The 16,136-nt window shown below is 48.0% G+C and carries 17 protein-coding genes; 10 read left to right on the top strand and 7 right to left on the bottom strand.

Translation table 11 applies throughout. From position 1 onward, the window contains the following. Positions 1 to 32: 32 nt before the first annotated feature. Genes purC through dapA form a run of 3 tightly spaced genes read right to left on the bottom strand, consistent with a single transcriptional unit; the run spans position 33 to position 2,777 of the window. The gene (gene purC / locus J3369_RS11235) at positions 33 to 749 is read right to left on the bottom strand and encodes a phosphoribosylaminoimidazolesuccinocarboxamide synthase (protein WP_303574812.1); all 717 of its coding nucleotides are present in this window, start codon (positions 747 to 749) and stop codon (positions 33 to 35) included. A gap of 15 nt (positions 750 to 764) precedes the next feature. Continuing rightward, positions 765 to 1,880: an NlpB/DapX family lipoprotein gene (gene bamC / locus J3369_RS11240; protein ID WP_349586787.1), complete on the bottom strand. Its 1,116-nt coding sequence runs from the start codon at positions 1,878 to 1,880 to the stop codon at positions 765 to 767. A gap of 12 nt (positions 1,881 to 1,892) precedes the next feature. Continuing rightward, positions 1,893 to 2,777, bottom strand: coding sequence for a 4-hydroxy-tetrahydrodipicolinate synthase (dapA, locus tag J3369_RS11245; RefSeq protein WP_349586789.1), 885 nt, complete (start codon positions 2,775 to 2,777; stop codon positions 1,893 to 1,895). Between the two features lie 260 nt (positions 2,778 to 3,037). On the opposite strand from dapA, the gene J3369_RS11250 reads away from it, so the two are divergent. Together J3369_RS11250 and bcp are read left to right on the top strand one after the other, a co-directional pair. Beyond that, complete coding sequence (locus tag J3369_RS11250; RefSeq protein WP_119501442.1) at positions 3,038 to 3,577, top strand: glycine cleavage system transcriptional repressor; 540 nt, start codon at positions 3,038 to 3,040, stop codon at positions 3,575 to 3,577. Further along, positions 3,574 to 4,044 (top strand): thioredoxin-dependent thiol peroxidase, encoded by a 471-nt coding sequence (gene bcp / locus J3369_RS11255; RefSeq protein ID WP_349586791.1) that lies wholly within the window; start codon positions 3,574 to 3,576, stop codon positions 4,042 to 4,044. The genes J3369_RS11250 and bcp overlap by 4 nt, the downstream gene beginning before the upstream one ends. 84 nt (positions 4,045 to 4,128) lie before the next feature. On the opposite strand, the gene J3369_RS11260 is transcribed toward bcp, so the two are convergent. Beyond that, entirely contained in the window at positions 4,129 to 5,208 is a 1,080-nt protein-coding gene (locus tag J3369_RS11260; protein ID WP_119501444.1) for an AI-2E family transporter, read from the bottom strand. Positions 5,209 to 5,456: 248 nt separating this feature from the next. On the opposite strand from J3369_RS11260, the gene bepA reads away from it, so the two are divergent. Further along, positions 5,457 to 6,920: a beta-barrel assembly-enhancing protease gene (bepA, locus tag J3369_RS11265; RefSeq protein ID WP_349586794.1), complete on the top strand. Its 1,464-nt coding sequence runs from the start codon at positions 5,457 to 5,459 to the stop codon at positions 6,918 to 6,920. 14 nt (positions 6,921 to 6,934) lie between these two features. Here bepA and J3369_RS11270 read toward each other — a convergent pair whose 3' ends face one another. Then, positions 6,935 to 7,426 (bottom strand): TlpA family protein disulfide reductase, encoded by a 492-nt coding sequence (locus J3369_RS11270; RefSeq protein ID WP_349586796.1) that lies wholly within the window; start codon positions 7,424 to 7,426, stop codon positions 6,935 to 6,937. 89 nt (positions 7,427 to 7,515) lie between these two features. Here J3369_RS11270 and arsC point away from each other — a divergent pair, with 89 nt between their 5' ends. From arsC to J3369_RS11285, 3 genes are read left to right on the top strand one after another with little or no spacing between them, the layout of a single operon-like run. Beyond that, positions 7,516 to 7,869 carry an arsenate reductase (glutaredoxin) gene (arsC, locus tag J3369_RS11275; RefSeq protein ID WP_349586799.1) on the top strand — a complete coding sequence of 118 codons (354 nt, stop codon included), beginning with the start codon at positions 7,516 to 7,518 and terminating at the stop codon, positions 7,867 to 7,869. After that, positions 7,869 to 8,462 (top strand): NAD(P)H:quinone oxidoreductase, encoded by a 594-nt coding sequence (wrbA, locus tag J3369_RS11280; protein ID WP_349586801.1) that lies wholly within the window; start codon positions 7,869 to 7,871, stop codon positions 8,460 to 8,462. The genes arsC and wrbA overlap by 1 nt, the downstream gene beginning before the upstream one ends. Positions 8,463 to 8,467: 5 nt before the next feature. Further along, the gene (locus tag J3369_RS11285) at positions 8,468 to 8,887 is read left to right on the top strand and encodes a DUF2069 domain-containing protein (RefSeq protein ID WP_349587635.1); all 420 of its coding nucleotides are present in this window, start codon (positions 8,468 to 8,470) and stop codon (positions 8,885 to 8,887) included. Positions 8,888 to 8,910: 23 nt separating this feature from the next. On the opposite strand, the gene hda is transcribed toward J3369_RS11285, so the two are convergent. Beyond that, positions 8,911 to 9,648 (bottom strand): DnaA regulatory inactivator Hda, encoded by a 738-nt coding sequence (gene hda / locus J3369_RS11290; RefSeq protein WP_349586803.1) that lies wholly within the window; start codon positions 9,646 to 9,648, stop codon positions 8,911 to 8,913. 10 nt (positions 9,649 to 9,658) lie between these two features. Next, positions 9,659 to 10,840: a DUF2066 domain-containing protein gene (locus tag J3369_RS11295; protein ID WP_349586805.1), complete on the bottom strand. Its 1,182-nt coding sequence runs from the start codon at positions 10,838 to 10,840 to the stop codon at positions 9,659 to 9,661. A gap of 297 nt (positions 10,841 to 11,137) precedes the next feature. On the opposite strand from J3369_RS11295, the gene purM reads away from it, so the two are divergent. The 4 genes from purM to fadE all read left to right on the top strand — a co-directional run bounded on the left by purM (position 11,138) and on the right by fadE (position 16,102). Next, positions 11,138 to 12,178, top strand: coding sequence for a phosphoribosylformylglycinamidine cyclo-ligase (gene purM, locus J3369_RS11300; protein ID WP_349586808.1), 1,041 nt, complete (start codon positions 11,138 to 11,140; stop codon positions 12,176 to 12,178). Next, a complete protein-coding gene (purN, locus tag J3369_RS11305; RefSeq protein WP_349586810.1) occupies positions 12,178 to 12,828 on the top strand; it encodes a phosphoribosylglycinamide formyltransferase in 651 nt (216 codons plus the stop codon). Before purM ends, purN begins: the two co-directional genes overlap by 1 nt. Continuing rightward, positions 12,788 to 13,531 carry a DUF3108 domain-containing protein gene (locus J3369_RS11310; RefSeq protein WP_349586813.1) on the top strand — a complete coding sequence of 248 codons (744 nt, stop codon included), beginning with the start codon at positions 12,788 to 12,790 and terminating at the stop codon, positions 13,529 to 13,531. Before purN ends, J3369_RS11310 begins: the two co-directional genes overlap by 41 nt. Positions 13,532 to 13,669: 138 nt before the next feature. Beyond that, positions 13,670 to 16,102 (top strand): acyl-CoA dehydrogenase FadE, encoded by a 2,433-nt coding sequence (gene fadE / locus J3369_RS11315; protein WP_349586815.1) that lies wholly within the window; start codon positions 13,670 to 13,672, stop codon positions 16,100 to 16,102. Positions 16,103 to 16,136 lie beyond the last annotated feature (34 nt).

Raw genomic sequence — 16,136 nt, forward strand, 5'->3', positions numbered from 1 at the left:
CACCCGCAGGTGCTTTTCGAAAAGAGACGACTTTAGAGCTTTAAGCCCAAACGGTCAGCCACTTCAATGTATGTTTCTACTACAGAACCTAAGCCCTGACGGAAACGGTCTTTATCCATTTTCTTACGGGTTTCTTTGTCCCACAGGCGACAACCGTCAGGACTGAATTCATCACCCAGAATAATGTTGCCTTCACTGTCCAGACCAAATTCCAGTTTGTAATCCACCAGAATCATACCGCCTTTATCGAACAGATCTTTGAGTACATCGTTAACGGCAAAAGTCAGACGTTTCATCTCTGCAATTTGCGCTTCAGTTGCCCAGCCAAATGCAGTGATGTGATAGTCATTAACCATAGGATCATGCAGCGCATCATTTTTGAGGAAGAATTCAAAAATGGGAGAATCGTTAAGCATCAAACCTTCTTCAACGCCCAGACGACGAACCAGTGAACCTGCAGCAACGTTACGAACGACGCACTCTACCGGAATCATATCCAACTTTTTCACCAGAGAATCGGTGTCTGACAGCAACGCCTCAACTTGTGTGGCAATGCCGGCTTCTTCCAGCTTTGTCATAATGAAATGATTGAACTTGTTATTCACTTCACCTTTACGGTCAAGCTGTTCAATTTTTTCACCGTCAAATGCAGACGTATCATTTCTGAACTCAAGGATGAGTTTTTCGCTGTCATCAGTGAGGTATACAGTTTTGGCTTTACCGCGGTAAAGTTCTTCGCGCTTTTCCATCATCAGTCTCAAAAATTAGATATCCAGATTGTCCTGAGTCATGACACGGGCAAATTGCTCGTACATGTCGGCAACCTGATTAGGTTCAAACGGCTGACTCTCATTATCCATGAAGGTCACACTCGTTCTGTTTTCGCCGGCCGGCACCACTTTCAAACGATAATCACCTTTTTCAAGAAGGGATTCACCGTCAGAAAACAGGCTGCCCCACCAACCATTATCCTCACCATTATAGGTGACAAATAACAGGCCTGTGGTTCTGTCTAAATCTTTTACGTCAAAACCAAGGTTGCGTAACACCAGAAGCATTCTTGGCCATACAATATCGTGTCTGGCATCAACCACGTAGGCTGCATCACCGTTAGCGTCAAAACCCATTTCCAAATTAAGACCACTGCGGATTTCAGCAATACGTTTACTCTCGTCGAGCCTGATTTGGTATTCGTAATGAGTCAGTACTTCGTTCAGGATGCCGATTTCTTCTCTGCGTTCTTTCATCGCGTCAATGGAATCCATGGTGACGGTTTCACCATCTGCACCATTAAATTTGAAATCCTGCAATTTAGCACGTAACGCTGCAGTCCGGCCGTGAGGCTTTAGTTCCATCGTGAAAACAAAGCGACGTGAAACCTCTGACGTTTCATCCTCATTCCAGTCATACCAGGCTGACTCTTCGGTCGTCTTTTCAACGGCCCAGTCAGTAACAAGTCGGCCATTTTCTTTATCGAAGCTGTCTACACCGATGTGATTTTGCTCAAGAAAGCTCAGCACCGTATCCCAGATAGCGGTATTCAGCGGCTTGCTGTCATCTACCTGATCGAACCAGACCGTTGCTTCCTGTTTGCCTTCTTCAACGTGAGAACCCGCCACAAGGGGCAGGACAAGCGCCGGCGACTGAATCGTCAGTTTACGGCCGGTGAGACGGGTGTCCGCATTCTGACTTAATTCCGGAAGATCATAATCAGATGTAAATTCAGGCGAATCTAAGCCTTCAGGCACTTTCACAGAGGCCCGCTGGGAAACTTCAAGGTAGTCATAACTGCCCGATGCAGTTTCATAATCCTGTTGGCTTGAACAACCTGTCAGGGCTATTACAGATAAGCCACTGAGCAAAGCCAGAGTGTTTTTCATCGGTGTTCCTTATTAACCAGAAATCAAAGCGTGTTTTTGTAATAGTTCTTCGAGTGCTTTTTGGCTCGCAAGTTCCGGTAAAACCATCGGTAATCGTAATTCGGCACTGTTGATCAGCCCCATTCGGTATAACGCCCACTTTGGCATTACCGGATTTGGTTCAATAAACATGCCGTTATGCAGGGTTTCAATAGTAGCATTAATACGACGACATTCCTCAGCGTTGCCGGCCAGGCCTGCTTCGCACATTTTGGAAATTGCGCCGGGTACCACGTTAGCCGTTACTGAAATAACGCCGTGTCCGCCCTGACATAAAAATTCTGCACTGGTACCGTCGTCTCCGCTAAGCAACAGAAAATCTTCAGGCACCAGTTTCTGCGTGGCTTTGAGACGTTCAATACTGCCGGTTGCATCTTTCAGACCGACAATGTTTTTGTGCGTGGCCAGTTCTGCCACTGTCCCGGGTAACATGTCCGCAACGGTTCTGCCGGGTACATTATAAAGCAAAACAGGTAAATCAGTCGCATCAGCGACTGCTTTAAAGTGTGCAACCATACCCCGTTGTTGCGGCTTATTGTAATACGGTACAACGCTAAGAAAACCATCGATACCTAAACCGGCCATCTGTTCACTAAGGAAGATGGCTTCATCCGTTGCGTTTGCGCCGCTGCCGGCAATCACAGGAATACGCCCTGCTGTCATAGCAACGGTCTGTTTGACCACTTCAATATGTTCTTCAAAAGGCAATGTGGCGGATTCACCGGTTGTTCCTACAGAAACAATACCGTGTGTGCCCTGCTCTATATGAAACTCAATAAGTTTCTCAAGTGCAGGGTAATCAATGTCACCCGCGTTGGTCATGGGTGTGACAAGTGCAACGTAACTGCCTTTAAACATATTATCTCCCGCGTTTTGTGAGCGCACATGGTAATGAGGTACAGCCTTAAAAACAAGTTATCGCAAGGGCTTTTTAGACGTTAATCGACAACCTTATTCTAAATAATCACTATTCCGTCAAAAATTGGGGATAAAACCCTTACATCAGACTGTTTTTCGAACTGACACGGTGCTTAAGCTCACTTTATGATACCGGAACGTGGCATCAAAAAATCCTGATGTGTTAGTATAAATGTGGCTCCGGTTTTATAAGTAATGACATGAATCATCAGTTAATAGTCACGATTTTGGGTACCGACAAGAGCGGCATGCTGAGCGAAATTGCCGGCACCGTGTCGGAAGCACAATGCAATATTCTCGACAGCAGGCAGGCGATATACGGGAAAGAATTTTCCCTGACCATGATCATCGAAGGTTCCCATCAGGCAATAACACGGGCGGAGCTGGCTATTCCCCCCATGTGTCAGAAGTTCGGCCTGCTTTCTATGATGAAGCGAACCAGCCATCATGAGAAACAAAATTTAGATTATCTTTACGATGTGGAGTTCAGCGGCGAAGACAGTCATGGCCTGCTGAAGTCGGTAACCGGCTTTTTTGCGAAACGGCACGTCTCCATCAGTGCGTTTCGTCAGCGCACCTTTAAAGATAAAAAAACCGGTAAAGAAATGATGCGCTGCAAATTTGTTGTCAGTACGCCGGATTCCGTTGATATCACGCAGCTTCGTTCTGAGGCTGATGCCCTGTTCGGTTCCCTGAATCTGAGTGGCAAGATTATAGACAAAAATAAAGGAGAATTATGAACACCTTAAAAGCAGGTGATAAAGCACCGGCATTTACCCTGCCGGATCAAAATGGCGAAGCCGTTAATCTGGCAGATTTTGCCGGTAAGAAAGTGCTGGTGTATTTTTACCCTAAAGCAATGACACCGGGCTGTACCGTGCAGGCACAGAACCTTCGCGACAGCAAAACATCACTGGATACTCTCAATGTTGTGGTACTGGGGATCAGTCCGGACGCAGTTAAACGCCTGCCAAAGTTCATTGAGAAAGAAAACCTGAACTTCACCCTGCTCTCGGACGAAGACCACGCTGTGGCTGATGCTTTTGGCGTCTGGGGTCCAAAAAAATTCATGGGCAAAGAATATGACGGCATTCATCGTTTAAGCTTTCTTATCGATGAAAACGGTGCTGTTGAACACGTGTTTAATAAGTTTAAAACCAAAGACCATCATCAGGTTGTACTGGATTATCTGAATCAGGCTGGTTGATAACCCGGTTTACCCCGTCGTTCACAAAGCAAAAAGCCCTGTCAGAACAGGGCTTTTTCGTTCGGACGTTCCGTCAATAAGTGTTTAAGTGTTACAGGGCGGCGGTTCATCCGGTCCGCCGGACCATGCTGTTATCAGCGCTTTGACAAGTGTTGCCAGCGGGATGGCGAAAAACACTCCCCAGAACCCCCACAATCCACCGAAGAATAGTACCGCCACGATGATATAAAGAGGATGTAAGCTCACCGCTTCGGAGAACAAAAGTGGTACCAGTAAGTTACCGTCCAGTGCCTGGATAATGCCGTAGGCAATCATCAGATACCAGAAATCAGGGGTCAGACCCCACTGAAACAATGCCACAACAGCCACCGGAATGGTGACAACGGCTGCACCGATATAGGGGATAAGCACTGACAAGCCAACCAGTACGCCGAGCAGAATGGCATAGCGCAAGTCCATCAGAGCAAAGACAACGCAGGATACAGATCCCACTATCAGAATTTCGATAACTTTGCCGCGGATATAATTTGCTATCTGGGTATTCATTTCATGCCCGACCTGCGTAATCAACCGGCGCTCTTTCGGTAACAATGACGAAATGCCATCAAGAAAAAACAATTTGTCTTTCAGCATGAAGAACACCATCAACGGCACCAGAATCATATATACCAGTAACGCTGCAACATTACCGATTGAACTGACAGACGCTGACAAAAGTTGCTGTCCCAAATCCACCAGATGATCATTGAGACTCTCCATCATCTGCTGAATTTGATAAACCTGTACATAGTCAGGATACTTATCCGGTAACCGCAGGATCCAGTCCTGTGCGTTTTGCCAGATTAGCGGCGTTTCCTGAATCAGATTCACGCTCTGACGGCTCACAGTAGGTAACAAGCCGACAATCATCAGTATGGTGACAGCAACAAACGCCAGCATCACAACGCTGCAGGAAATGGTCCTGCTGACACCAATATTTACCAGCCGGTTCACCGGCCAGTCCAGCAGATAAGCAATCACAGCTGCCACCAGAACAGGCATGATAAGCCCACCCCAGAAGACGAACACAGTTGCCGTCAACAGGATTAAGATCAGCAACATGGCTGCATCGGGGTCAGAGAACTTCCGGCGGTACCAGCGGCCGAATACACTGATTAAACTCATAAATTCTGCTCAGTCGGAACGGAAAAAAAATGCATCATAGGAGAATCACTGACCGCTCTGCAACCCGGATTCCGCGGTATTACAGGCTAAATGAAAACTTCCGGGCTACATTATGCATGAAGCGATATAGCAATCGCCTGTATTGTACGGCACAATGCTAAAATAATGCGATGGAAAAATGAAACTAATCATGGAGTTTGCCACTCTATCTGTAAACGCTTCAGTGGTACTCAACAGTAACAGGTTCAATGAGATATTTAGCGCGAAACGGAATTAAAATAGGCTTGTGTTTGCTGGCAATGAGTTTTTCTGCCATCGCACAAACCAGTAAATACAGCGATCGTAATACGTTACCGGAAATAGGTGTGGTAGCGTCCGACGCCCTTTCCCTTGACAAAGAGATGTTGATTGGCGATGCCGTTATGCGGCAAATGCGCGGTGGGGCCCCGATTATCGGCGACCCGGTGCTGGATGAGTATTTGCAGGATCTGGGTAACCGCCTTGTTGTTCATGCCGACAACACCAAGTTTCCTTTTGAATTCTTCTGGGTCAACAACGATGCCATTAACGCCTTTGCTTTCTTTGGCGGCCACATTGGTGTGCATACCGGCCTTATTCATAATGCGAAAAACGAAAGTGAGCTTGCGTCAGTGCTGGCCCACGAAATCTCTCACGTTACCCAGCGTCACCTTGCCCGCCACATGCAGGCACAACAGCGTGCTACGCCACTGGCCATTGCCAGTATATTAGGCGGTGTTTTACTGGCGATGGCAGATCCTCAGGCCGGTATGGCAGCCATTTCCGCCGGTCAGGCCGCTTCAGCGCAAATGCAGATTGATTATACCCGTTCTAATGAACAGGAAGCTGACCGGATCGGGATAGGCATGTTATACCGTGCCGGATTTGATCCTGACGCGGCAGCCAGCTTCTTCTCAACCTTGCTGGAACAATACCGCATGGTATCCCGTCCGCCTGCAAGATTGCTTTCTCACCCATTAACGGAAACGCGTGTTGCCGATGCCCGCGCCAGAGCCGGTGATTTTCCACCTGTGCGGTTAAGAGAAAGTATTTCTTTTCATCTGGCAAAGGCCAGAGTGATGTCCAGGTACACGTTCAATAAAAAATACAGCCTGGAATACTACCAGGATGCGGTGGACCGTAAGAAATATGTAGTCCGTGAAGCGGCAATGTATGGTCTTGCGCTGGCACTCATGCGCAATGAGAAGATTCCGGAAGCTGCTAAGGTGATCGATACATTACTCAATGAAGACCCGGATAATCTGTTTTACCTTGATGCAGCCACTGATCTTTCTCTTGCAATGGGTAAACCGCAGGAAGCAACAGAACGTCTGGCACCGCACCTGCAATTAACACCACGCAATCAGGTACTGGCATTGAATCAGGCCAATGCCCTTATTGCCGCCAATGAAAATGACAAAGCTGTTCAGCTACTGAAAGACTTGTTGCTGGTGCATCCTGATTATGAAATCGCCTGGCAGTTACTCACTGAAGCATATAAAAACAACAAAGATTTTCAGGGCATGCATCAAAGTAAAGCAGAAGTGATGGCACTAAACGGTGCTTACCGCCGCGCTGTGGATGAATTACAGTTTGCTTATAACTTTACTGCCGACAAGCACCTTGACAAGCAGCGGATCCGCGCAAGGATCAAGCAACTGCGGGACGAGGAAGAGCGGTTGAAACGACTGTAAATGCCGCCCTTAATTCAGTAAGCGGAGGTACCCGCCTCCGCGTTTGTATACTGAATTAACCCGTCAAGGGAATCATTGTCCTGCTCACCGTATAACGCTTTCACAACCTCGCCATCCGGTGAAATCAGATACGTTGCCGGCAGATAGTCCGGATACGGCATGGGAAAAATGGTTTCTTTCGCGGTGTTTATCACAGCAAACTCAATATTTAGCTGTTGTGTTAAGGCACGCAGTTCCTGCTCATTTTTGTCATCAAAACTGACACCGGTTATCTTCACATGGTCAGGCAGGCGATTATTCAGCCTGTTCAGGGCCGGGATCTCCCGTAAACAGGGAGAACACCAGGGTGCGAAAAAGTTGATGATATGCCATTCTCCGCCATTGTCTGCCCAGCGAACCGGCTGTCCCGAAAGTGTAACGCCATCTCCGCGGGTATATTGCTGAAATTGCCAGCCGGCAATCAGTGCAACCACAGCCGCACTGACAATCATTAATGATTTTTTCATGATTAATTGCGTCCGGTCATATTATTCTTACATTAATACTTGTTAGAATTCATCTCAGTGAAATTTATAACACATTGAATAAAAAGCCTATGTCTTCAGTACAAATACTTCATAACCCCCGTTGCTCCAAAAGTCGCCAGACCCTCACTTTATTACAGGAAAAGGGTATTGATGTTGAAGTCACCGAATACCTTAAACACCCGTTAACCCGGGAACAGCTTGAAGCCATTGCTACAAAGCTGAGTGTTTCGTCCCCCCGTGACATGATGCGGACAAAAGAAGCTGAATATAAAGAGCTGGGATTAGGTGAGAGCTCTGTTACCGACGAACAATTATTCGATGCCATGGTTTCTGTTCCGAAGTTAATTGAGCGTCCGGTGGTCATTAAAGGTGATAAGGCTCGCATAGGTCGTCCACCTGAAAGTGTTCTGGACATACTCTGATGTCACCGGTACTGGTGTTGTATTACTCAAGAAACGGGACAACCCGGCAACTGGCAACACATATCGCCAGAGGCATTGAAAGTACAGGAGTCGAAGCACGGGTGCGTACCGTGCCGGCTATCCCTGAATATATGACACCATGGCCGGATGTTCCCGAAGCAGGCGCGCCCTTCGTTACCCGTTCTGATCTGACAGAATGTTCCGGTCTGGCACTGGGGAGTCCGGTCAGGTTCGGAAATATGGCCGCTCCGCTTAAACATTTCCTCGACAGTACTTCTCAGGAATGGCTGAAAGGCGTACTGATTGATAAACCTGCCTGTGTATTCACCTCCGGAGGCAGCATGCATGGCGGACAGGAGTCTACCCTGCTCACCATGATGCTGCCCCTGCTCCACCATGGCATGGTGCTGTGTGGTATTCCTTACACTGAATCACAATTACACGATACTACTTCCGGTGGCTCGCCTTATGGCGCCGGACATGTGTCAGGCCACAGTGACGTTAAACTGACTGCTGATGAATCAGCGCTGGCTTTTGCTCAGGGAAAGCGTCTCGGGGAACTGGCACGGCAATTAGCACGGAAGGCATCATGACAGAAATGGCACCGGCAACTAAAAAAGCACGCTGGCTGGCGTTACTCAGTTATCTCGGATTACTCGCCTGGGTAACCTTGTGGCAATTTGTATTGGTTGAAGAAAGGGTCTACGGCACGCTCTTCATCGCCATAGTTTATATTTTGCCTTTACTCCTGCCACTTCGCGGCATCATTGCAGGCAAACCCTATACCCACGCCTGGGCAAACTTTGTGGTACTGTTTTACGTGATCCACGGCATTACAGCCGGTTACGCGGCACCGCAGGAACTGGGTTATGCCATAACGGAACTGATACTTGCCACGGGCATGTTTGCCGGTTGCAGCCTGTTTGCCAGATTACGGGGTCGGGAATTGGGTCTCGGACTTAAAAAACTGAAAGATGTCATGAAGGAAGAGAAGAAGCGCTTCGAAGAAACGGAATAAAGACACCATGACACACAGAAAGGTTATTCTTTTTCCAGTTCCCGCTTAATCATAGCCACAGACAGTTTCTTCTGTTCCTGCAAAGAGCGGGTGTCCAGCCGGTCGAGCATAGCAAGCAACGCCGGTAAATCACGGTCACAATGGGTGAGTAAAAACGCCAGAGCCTGTTCGGAAAAACGCATACCCCGTTGCGCCGCGCGCTTTTTCAGCACATTCAGACGTTCATTATCAGTCAGGCCTGCCAGTTGCCAGGTAATACCCCAGCTCAGACGTGAACGTAAGTCAGGTAATTTGAAAGCGGGATGGTTCGGGCCGATGGAAGAGGTCCAGATAAATATGGACGTATGATTGTCTACCACACGATTAATAAAATGAAAAAGCGCCTCTTCCCACTCATCAATGCCGGCAATGGCATCTATATTGTCCAGACACACATAAGGCAGGCGCTCCAGGCCATCAAAGATCACCGGTGTCCAGTCAGCATATTCCCGTAAGTTTAAATAAATATGCCGTGTCTGATGAAAGGCAAGTTGGTGGCATACGGCATAAAGTAAATGACTCTTGCCACGCCCCGCAGCACCGGTAATACCGACACCCGCCAGCGGACTGTTGTCCAGCGAACTGAATGCCATGTTATCCCGCCAGCGGCTGCCACTCTGGCTCAGTGCAGAGAGAAAGTCTGCAAGGCCGCTGTTTTCACCAGCCTCAAAGCTTGCGAAGGTTTCATCATCAGGTAACGATACCGCCAGAGGTAACTGCATAGGCGCTGTGTTATTCGTTCCAGTAAAAGTTCAGTCCGTCAAGGGGGTTACCTGACACGTCAGACACCGGCTTGAGTTTTGAATCCAGGCTCACCAGTTTGAAAAAGTCACTGGTTTGCGACAACAGCGACAGCGAGAACGTCGCCACAGACCCTTTCTGACTCACCAGCGACACATGACTCACCATGCTCATCTGTTCCATGTATTCTCTGGCATGCACGTAGTTTTCCAGCGAGTCCACATTGGCAACAGAGATAGAAATGTTATTCACTTCTGTTTGTTCATCACCGCTACTGACTGAAAAATGCTGGCCAAGATAATCGCTGTATTCTTCAAAAAACAACGCGGTAAGGCTGTCTTCATCATCTGCATAAAGGGTACCGAACTGAATGTCGTTATTTTTGATCACTACCCAGTCAAGCGCCCAGTCACCTTGCGTATGCTTTTGTGACATTGCTTCGAATTCGCTGCGGGTGAACGCCGGAGAACGGGCTTCTTCCACAAGATCATCCACCAGGTAGGTATTCAAATCCTGTAAACCATTATTGGAAAAAGCAGGCCGGTAGGTGTCATAGCGAAATGCTGATGCCTGCTCCCGGGTTTGCTGTTCCTCTTCAATGTCAGGCACAGCATTCATCTTTACTTTATATAACCGCGCGCCGACAATGTAATCAGGCTGATATCTGACCGAAGCAGTTTGCAACGTTCTGGCAAACCGTCCCCAAACATCAAAAACGGAAATATTCACGCTGTCATCTAAATCCATCAGCGGGAACACAACAGGCACGCCTCTTTCAACAGCCAGTTCACGCAGACGACTGCTTACCTGTCCTTTAGCTCCGTCATCGATGATCTGGCGGTTTCCATTTTCATCTTCGGTGGCAAGCCACAATAAAGTATCCGGTCTGCGCTGCCCCCAGACGGGTAATCCGGCTTCCCTGATCACCTTTATAACTGCCTGGGAATCAAACTCAGCGACATAAGACAACTGACCGTTAACCACATCAAAGCGGTACGCCCGCAAATACCGTTCAGGTTGAGACAACATGGTCCTTACTGCACTGTTTGAAGTAGCTGCACGCTGACCGGTAATTTTTATGACTACCTGTTCCAGTGCCTGACGGGCCGCTTTTTTCTGGGTCGATGATGACTGATCGGATACAGCCACACTGGCCTCGTTAACTAATACCACTGTACTGGCCTGAACGGATCCTGAGAAAGCTCCGGTAAACAGAGAAACAACAATGAACACTAAAGAAAAGGAAGATAATTGAAAAAGCATGAAGAATTAACGCCGCTCCGTGAAACCCGTACCTGGACTATGCGAAAACGTATTGTGTGTTATTTACCGGAATATTTCACCACTAAAATGTAAAAGATTAACATCAGGACAGATCAGCAGCCGAATTCCCGCCTGCACCCTGTTGGACTTACTGCAACTTACTGGTAGAATCCGCGTCTTTCCATTCACCGCACCAGGGCCATACTCGTGAGCGAAAACAAACAGTCACTTAGTTATAAAGATGCAGGCGTAGACATTGATGCCGGAAATCAGCTGGTTGAACGTATTAAATCTGTTACTAAAAAAACAACCCGTCCGGAAGTCCGTGGTGGTCTTGGTGGTTTCGGTGCGTTATGTGAACTGCCTGCGAAGTATAAACGCCCGTTACTGGTATCCGGTACCGACGGTGTAGGAACTAAACTGCGCGTAGCGATGGATGCCAACCGTCATGACAGCGTGGGTATCGACCTGGTTGCTATGTGTGTTAACGATCTGATTGTTCAGGGTGCAGAGCCGTTATTCTTCCTCGACTATTACGCTACAGGAAAGCTGGACGTAGATGTGGCTGCAGACGTGGTTACCGGTATCGGTGAAGGCTGCGAACAGGCTGGCTGTGCACTCATTGGCGGTGAAACAGCAGAAATGCCCGGCATGTACCACGACGGCGATTACGATATTGCCGGATTCTGCGTAGGTGTTGTAGAAGCTGATAAAGTGATTGACGGCAGCGGCGTAAAAGCCGGTCAGAAAATTATTGCTCTGGCTTCGTCCGGCCCCCATTCAAACGGTTACTCATTGGTCCGTAAAATCGTTGAAGTCAGCAAAGCAGATGTGAATGCAGACCTCGATGGTAAGCCGCTTATCGACCATCTTCTTGCCCCGACCCGCATTTATGTGAAGCCGGTACTGGCACTGCTGGAAAAAGTAAAAGTAGAGGCCATCTCACACATCACCGGTGGCGGTTTCTGGGAAAATATTCCCCGTGTACTGCCTGAAAACGCCAAAGTTGTAGTAGATGAGTCAAGCTGGCAATGGCCTGTCGTATTTAACTGGTTGCAGGAAAACGGTAACGTTACGCAACATGAAATGTACCGTACCTTCAACTGTGGCGTTGGTTTGATCCTCGTTGTCGATGAAAACGATGCCGGTGAAGCCGTCCGTATTCTGAATGAAGGCGGAGAGCAAGCCTGGTTGCTGGGTCATATTGAAGATCGCAACGGCGATGAAGAACAGGTAGAAATTAAGTAATGACTACCGCTAAACCCCGCTTATGCGTATTGATTTCCGGTAACGGGTCTAATCTGCAGGCTATGATCGACAGTATCGAAGCCGGTCAGTTGCAGGCTGAAATTGTGGCGGTGATCTCAAACCGCCCCGATGTATTCGGCCTTGAAAGAGCCGGAAAAGCCGGCATCCCTGCACATTGCCTGGATCATAAAGATTTTTCAGACCGCGATGAGTTTGACGCAAAACTGCAATCTTTGATTGATAGTTTTAGCCCGGATGGCGTAGTACTGGCCGGATTCATGCGTATTCTTACGCCTGAATTTGTTGAACATTTTTCCGGTAAATTATTGAACATCCACCCGTCTTTGTTGCCAAAGTACAAAGGGTTACATACCCATCAACGTGCGATTGATAACGGCGACAAAGAACACGGTGTCAGTGTGCATTTTGTGACTCCTGAACTGGACGGTGGTCCGGTAATCATCCAGAGTCGTGTACCGGTATTTGAAGATGATACCGCAGATGAACTGGCTGAACGGGTTCAGGAACAGGAACGCCGGATTTATCCGTTAGTGTTGAAGTGGTTTGTCGCCGGTCGTCTGACAATGAAAGATAATAAGGCTGTGCTTGATGATAAAATTCTTCCGCCGGAAGGTTACGCCAACGACTAAACCGGCAGGGTTTCTGCTGTCACTTTTGTTGATGCTGGTTTCTGTACCGGCATCTGCAGAAGACAAACCTGTTATTACTCCTTTTGAAGCGCAATATACCGCTTATAAATGGGGTGATGATGTGGGTGAAGCCAAAATCAAGCTTGAATATCTGAGCGACGAACAATACTCCCTCACCTATTCTTCAGACGTTTCCAAATTCTTCTTATCTGACGAACGTTTTGAACACTCCGTGTTTTTTGCCTCGGAAGATACAATTCTGCCTTTCTCCTACTACTATAAGCGCACGGGTACCGGACCCGATAAACAGCTTTCGGTTAAGTTTGCCAGTTTCCCTGACAAGCAGATAGAAATCGAAGGTAGTGAGACTCTGCCATGGCAGGGAGAAACCGATAATCAACTTTACCGTATTGATCTCGCCAGACAACTGGCCGCAGGCAAAACAACCCTGTCTTATGATTTCATTAACTACCGTGGTGAACGGAAAAATTATGGTATTGAAGTCACCGGTGAAGAAAAACTGTCACTGCCTTACGGCGAACTTGACACTATTAAGGTAAAAATTCTTCGCGACAATAATAGCAGCCGGGAAACATTTGCCTGGTTCGCCCCCGCTCTGGATTATAATCTGGTCCGCCTGCAGCAATTTAAAGACGGTGATGAACAGGGTGATATCAAGCTCAGTGCTTACCGTCATCTTTAATCTACGCTAAGTTGTAAAATTTTTGTGTTCTCTTTCTTGACCTTTGATGTGACAGACATTAGTTTTAGCATCATACTCTGGTCTGACCTCAGTCCAACTTACTGATTCAGCTTATTTCATACTGTTAAGGAGCAATGTATGGGTGAACTCGCGTGGTTTATCATATTCATGGTGGCCGTTTGTGTAGCCGCGTATAAGCGTATGAGCTTAACGTCTACCGTGTCTTTACTGGCGGGCATTATGGTGCTTGGCACAATCACCGGAAGTATCGGTTTCTTCAGCTGGCTACTCTTCCTTATCATTGCTGTTCCGCTATCTATGCCGGACGTACGCAGAAAATTCATTTCGTCACGCCTGCTCGCTTTTTACAAAAAAGTCAGTCCGGAAATGTCCGCCACAGAACAGGAAGCCATTGATGCCGGTACAGTCTGGTGGGACGGCGAGTTGTTCTCCGGCAAACCTGACTGGAACAAACTCCATGCAATTCCTAAAGGCCGTCTGACCGCGGAAGAAAAAGCATTTCTTGATGGTCCCGTAGACCGTGTATGCCATATGGTTGATGAGTGGCAAATTAATCATCAGAACGCTGATCTGCCGCCGGAAATCTGGGCCTATCTGAAAGAGCATAAATTCTTCGCCATGATCATTAAGAAAAAATATGGTGGTTTGCAATTTTCAGCCTACGCACAATCGAGAGTGTTGCAGAAACTGGCGGGTTGCTCTGCAGTGTTATCCAGCACGGTAGGCGTTCCGAATTCTCTTGGTCCGGGCGAATTGCTGCAACATTACGGCACTAAAGAACAGCAGGATTATTATCTTCCCCGGCTGGCTAACGGAGAAGAAATTCCCTGTTTTGCGCTTACCGGCCCTGAAGCAGGTTCTGATGCAGGCGCCATTCCCGATACCGGCGTCGTTTGTCGTGGTGAATGGGAAGGAAAAGAAATTCTGGGCATGCGTCTTAATTTTAATAAGCGCTATATCACTCTCGCACCGGTGGCAACGGTTATCGGACTGGCATTTAAGCTGGAAGATCCTGAAGGGCTGTTGGAAGGTCAGACAACCGCAGGCATTACCTGTGCTCTGATCCCAAGAGACACGAAAGGACTGGAAATTGGCCGTCGTCATTTCCCGCTGAATACCCCCTTTCAGAACGGGCCGCTAAAAGGTGAAGACGTATTTGTGCCACTGGACTTCATTATCGGTGGACCGAAAATGGCGGGAAAAGGTTGGCGCATGCTGATGGAGTGTTTATCAGTAGGTCGTTGCATTACCCTGCCCTCTACCGGCGCAGGCGGTGCAAAATCAGTGGCACTGGCAACCGGTGCTTATGCCCGCATACGCCGTCAGTTCCGTATTCCTGTTGGTCATATGGAAGGTGTGGAAGAAATGCTCGCCCGTATCGGTGGTAATGCTTACCTGATGGATGCCGTCACCCGGTTCTCCACTGTAGGTGTGGATTTGGGCGAAAAGCCGTCCGTGATATCTGCCATCAGCAAATATCACCTGACGGAGAAAATGCGCCAGGTCATAAACGACGCCATGGATATTCACGGTGGTAAGGGCATTATGCTCGGGCCTAATAATTATCTTGGCCGGGGTTATCAGGGCGCGCCCATTTCCATTACCGTGGAAGGTGCCAATATTCTTACCCGTAATATGATGATTTTCGGTCAGGGCGCCATGCGTTGTCACCCGTACGTACTGTCTGAAATTCAGGCTGCGGCAATGTCGGATAAATCTGAACAACTCCGGGAATTTGATAAAGCGGTATTTGGTCACCTGGGATTCGCCGCTGCAAATAAAGTAAGAAGCCTGTGGTTCTCACTCACCGGTGGTTTATTTCACCGCACGCCATTTAATGACGACACCGGCCGTTATTACCAGTTACTCCAGGGTTACAGTGCTAACCTGGCATTTCTGACTGACGTGTCAATGGGTCTGCTTGGTGGTGAGCTTAAGCGCAAAGAGCGTTTATCTGCACGACTGGGGGATATTCTCAGTGGCTTGTATCTGGCAAGCGCGACGCTGAAACGTTTTGATGAAGAAGGCCGGTTACAGGAAGATGCTCCCCTGATGCACTGGGCACTGCAAAACACATTGTTCGACATTGAAGAAGCACTGGATACCTTTATCAGTAACTTCCCGAACAAAGCAATGGCTGTGGCATTAAGAGTATTGATTTTACCCTTTGGCCGCCGTTGTAAACGTCCCGATGACAAACTGGAACACCAGATCGCAACCATTCTGCAAACGCCCGGCACAGTGCGTACACGACTCGGTGACGGTCAGTACCTCACGCGGGAGGAAGGCAGTCTGTTCGGCGATCTGGAGCAAACACTGGATGACGTGCTGGCTGCTGAGCCGGTATTCGATAAAATTTGTCAGGCCAGAAAAGCCCGTCTTCCCTTTACCGGTCTGGATAAACTGGCTGATGCAGCATTGTCAGACGGTATTATTGACGAAGAAGAAGCTGAGTTACTTACCAGAGCCGAAGCCGGCCGCCTTCGTACTATCAACGTAGATGATTTTGACAACGAAGAACTCATTGCAAAAGTGAATACAATGACTTAAATGCTGCCAGAAACAAAAAGGCCGCTTCATTATG

The organism is Alteromonas sp. NFXS44 (genome assembly GCF_040148705.1).
Lineage (GTDB): Bacteria > Pseudomonadota > Gammaproteobacteria > Enterobacterales > Alteromonadaceae > Alteromonas.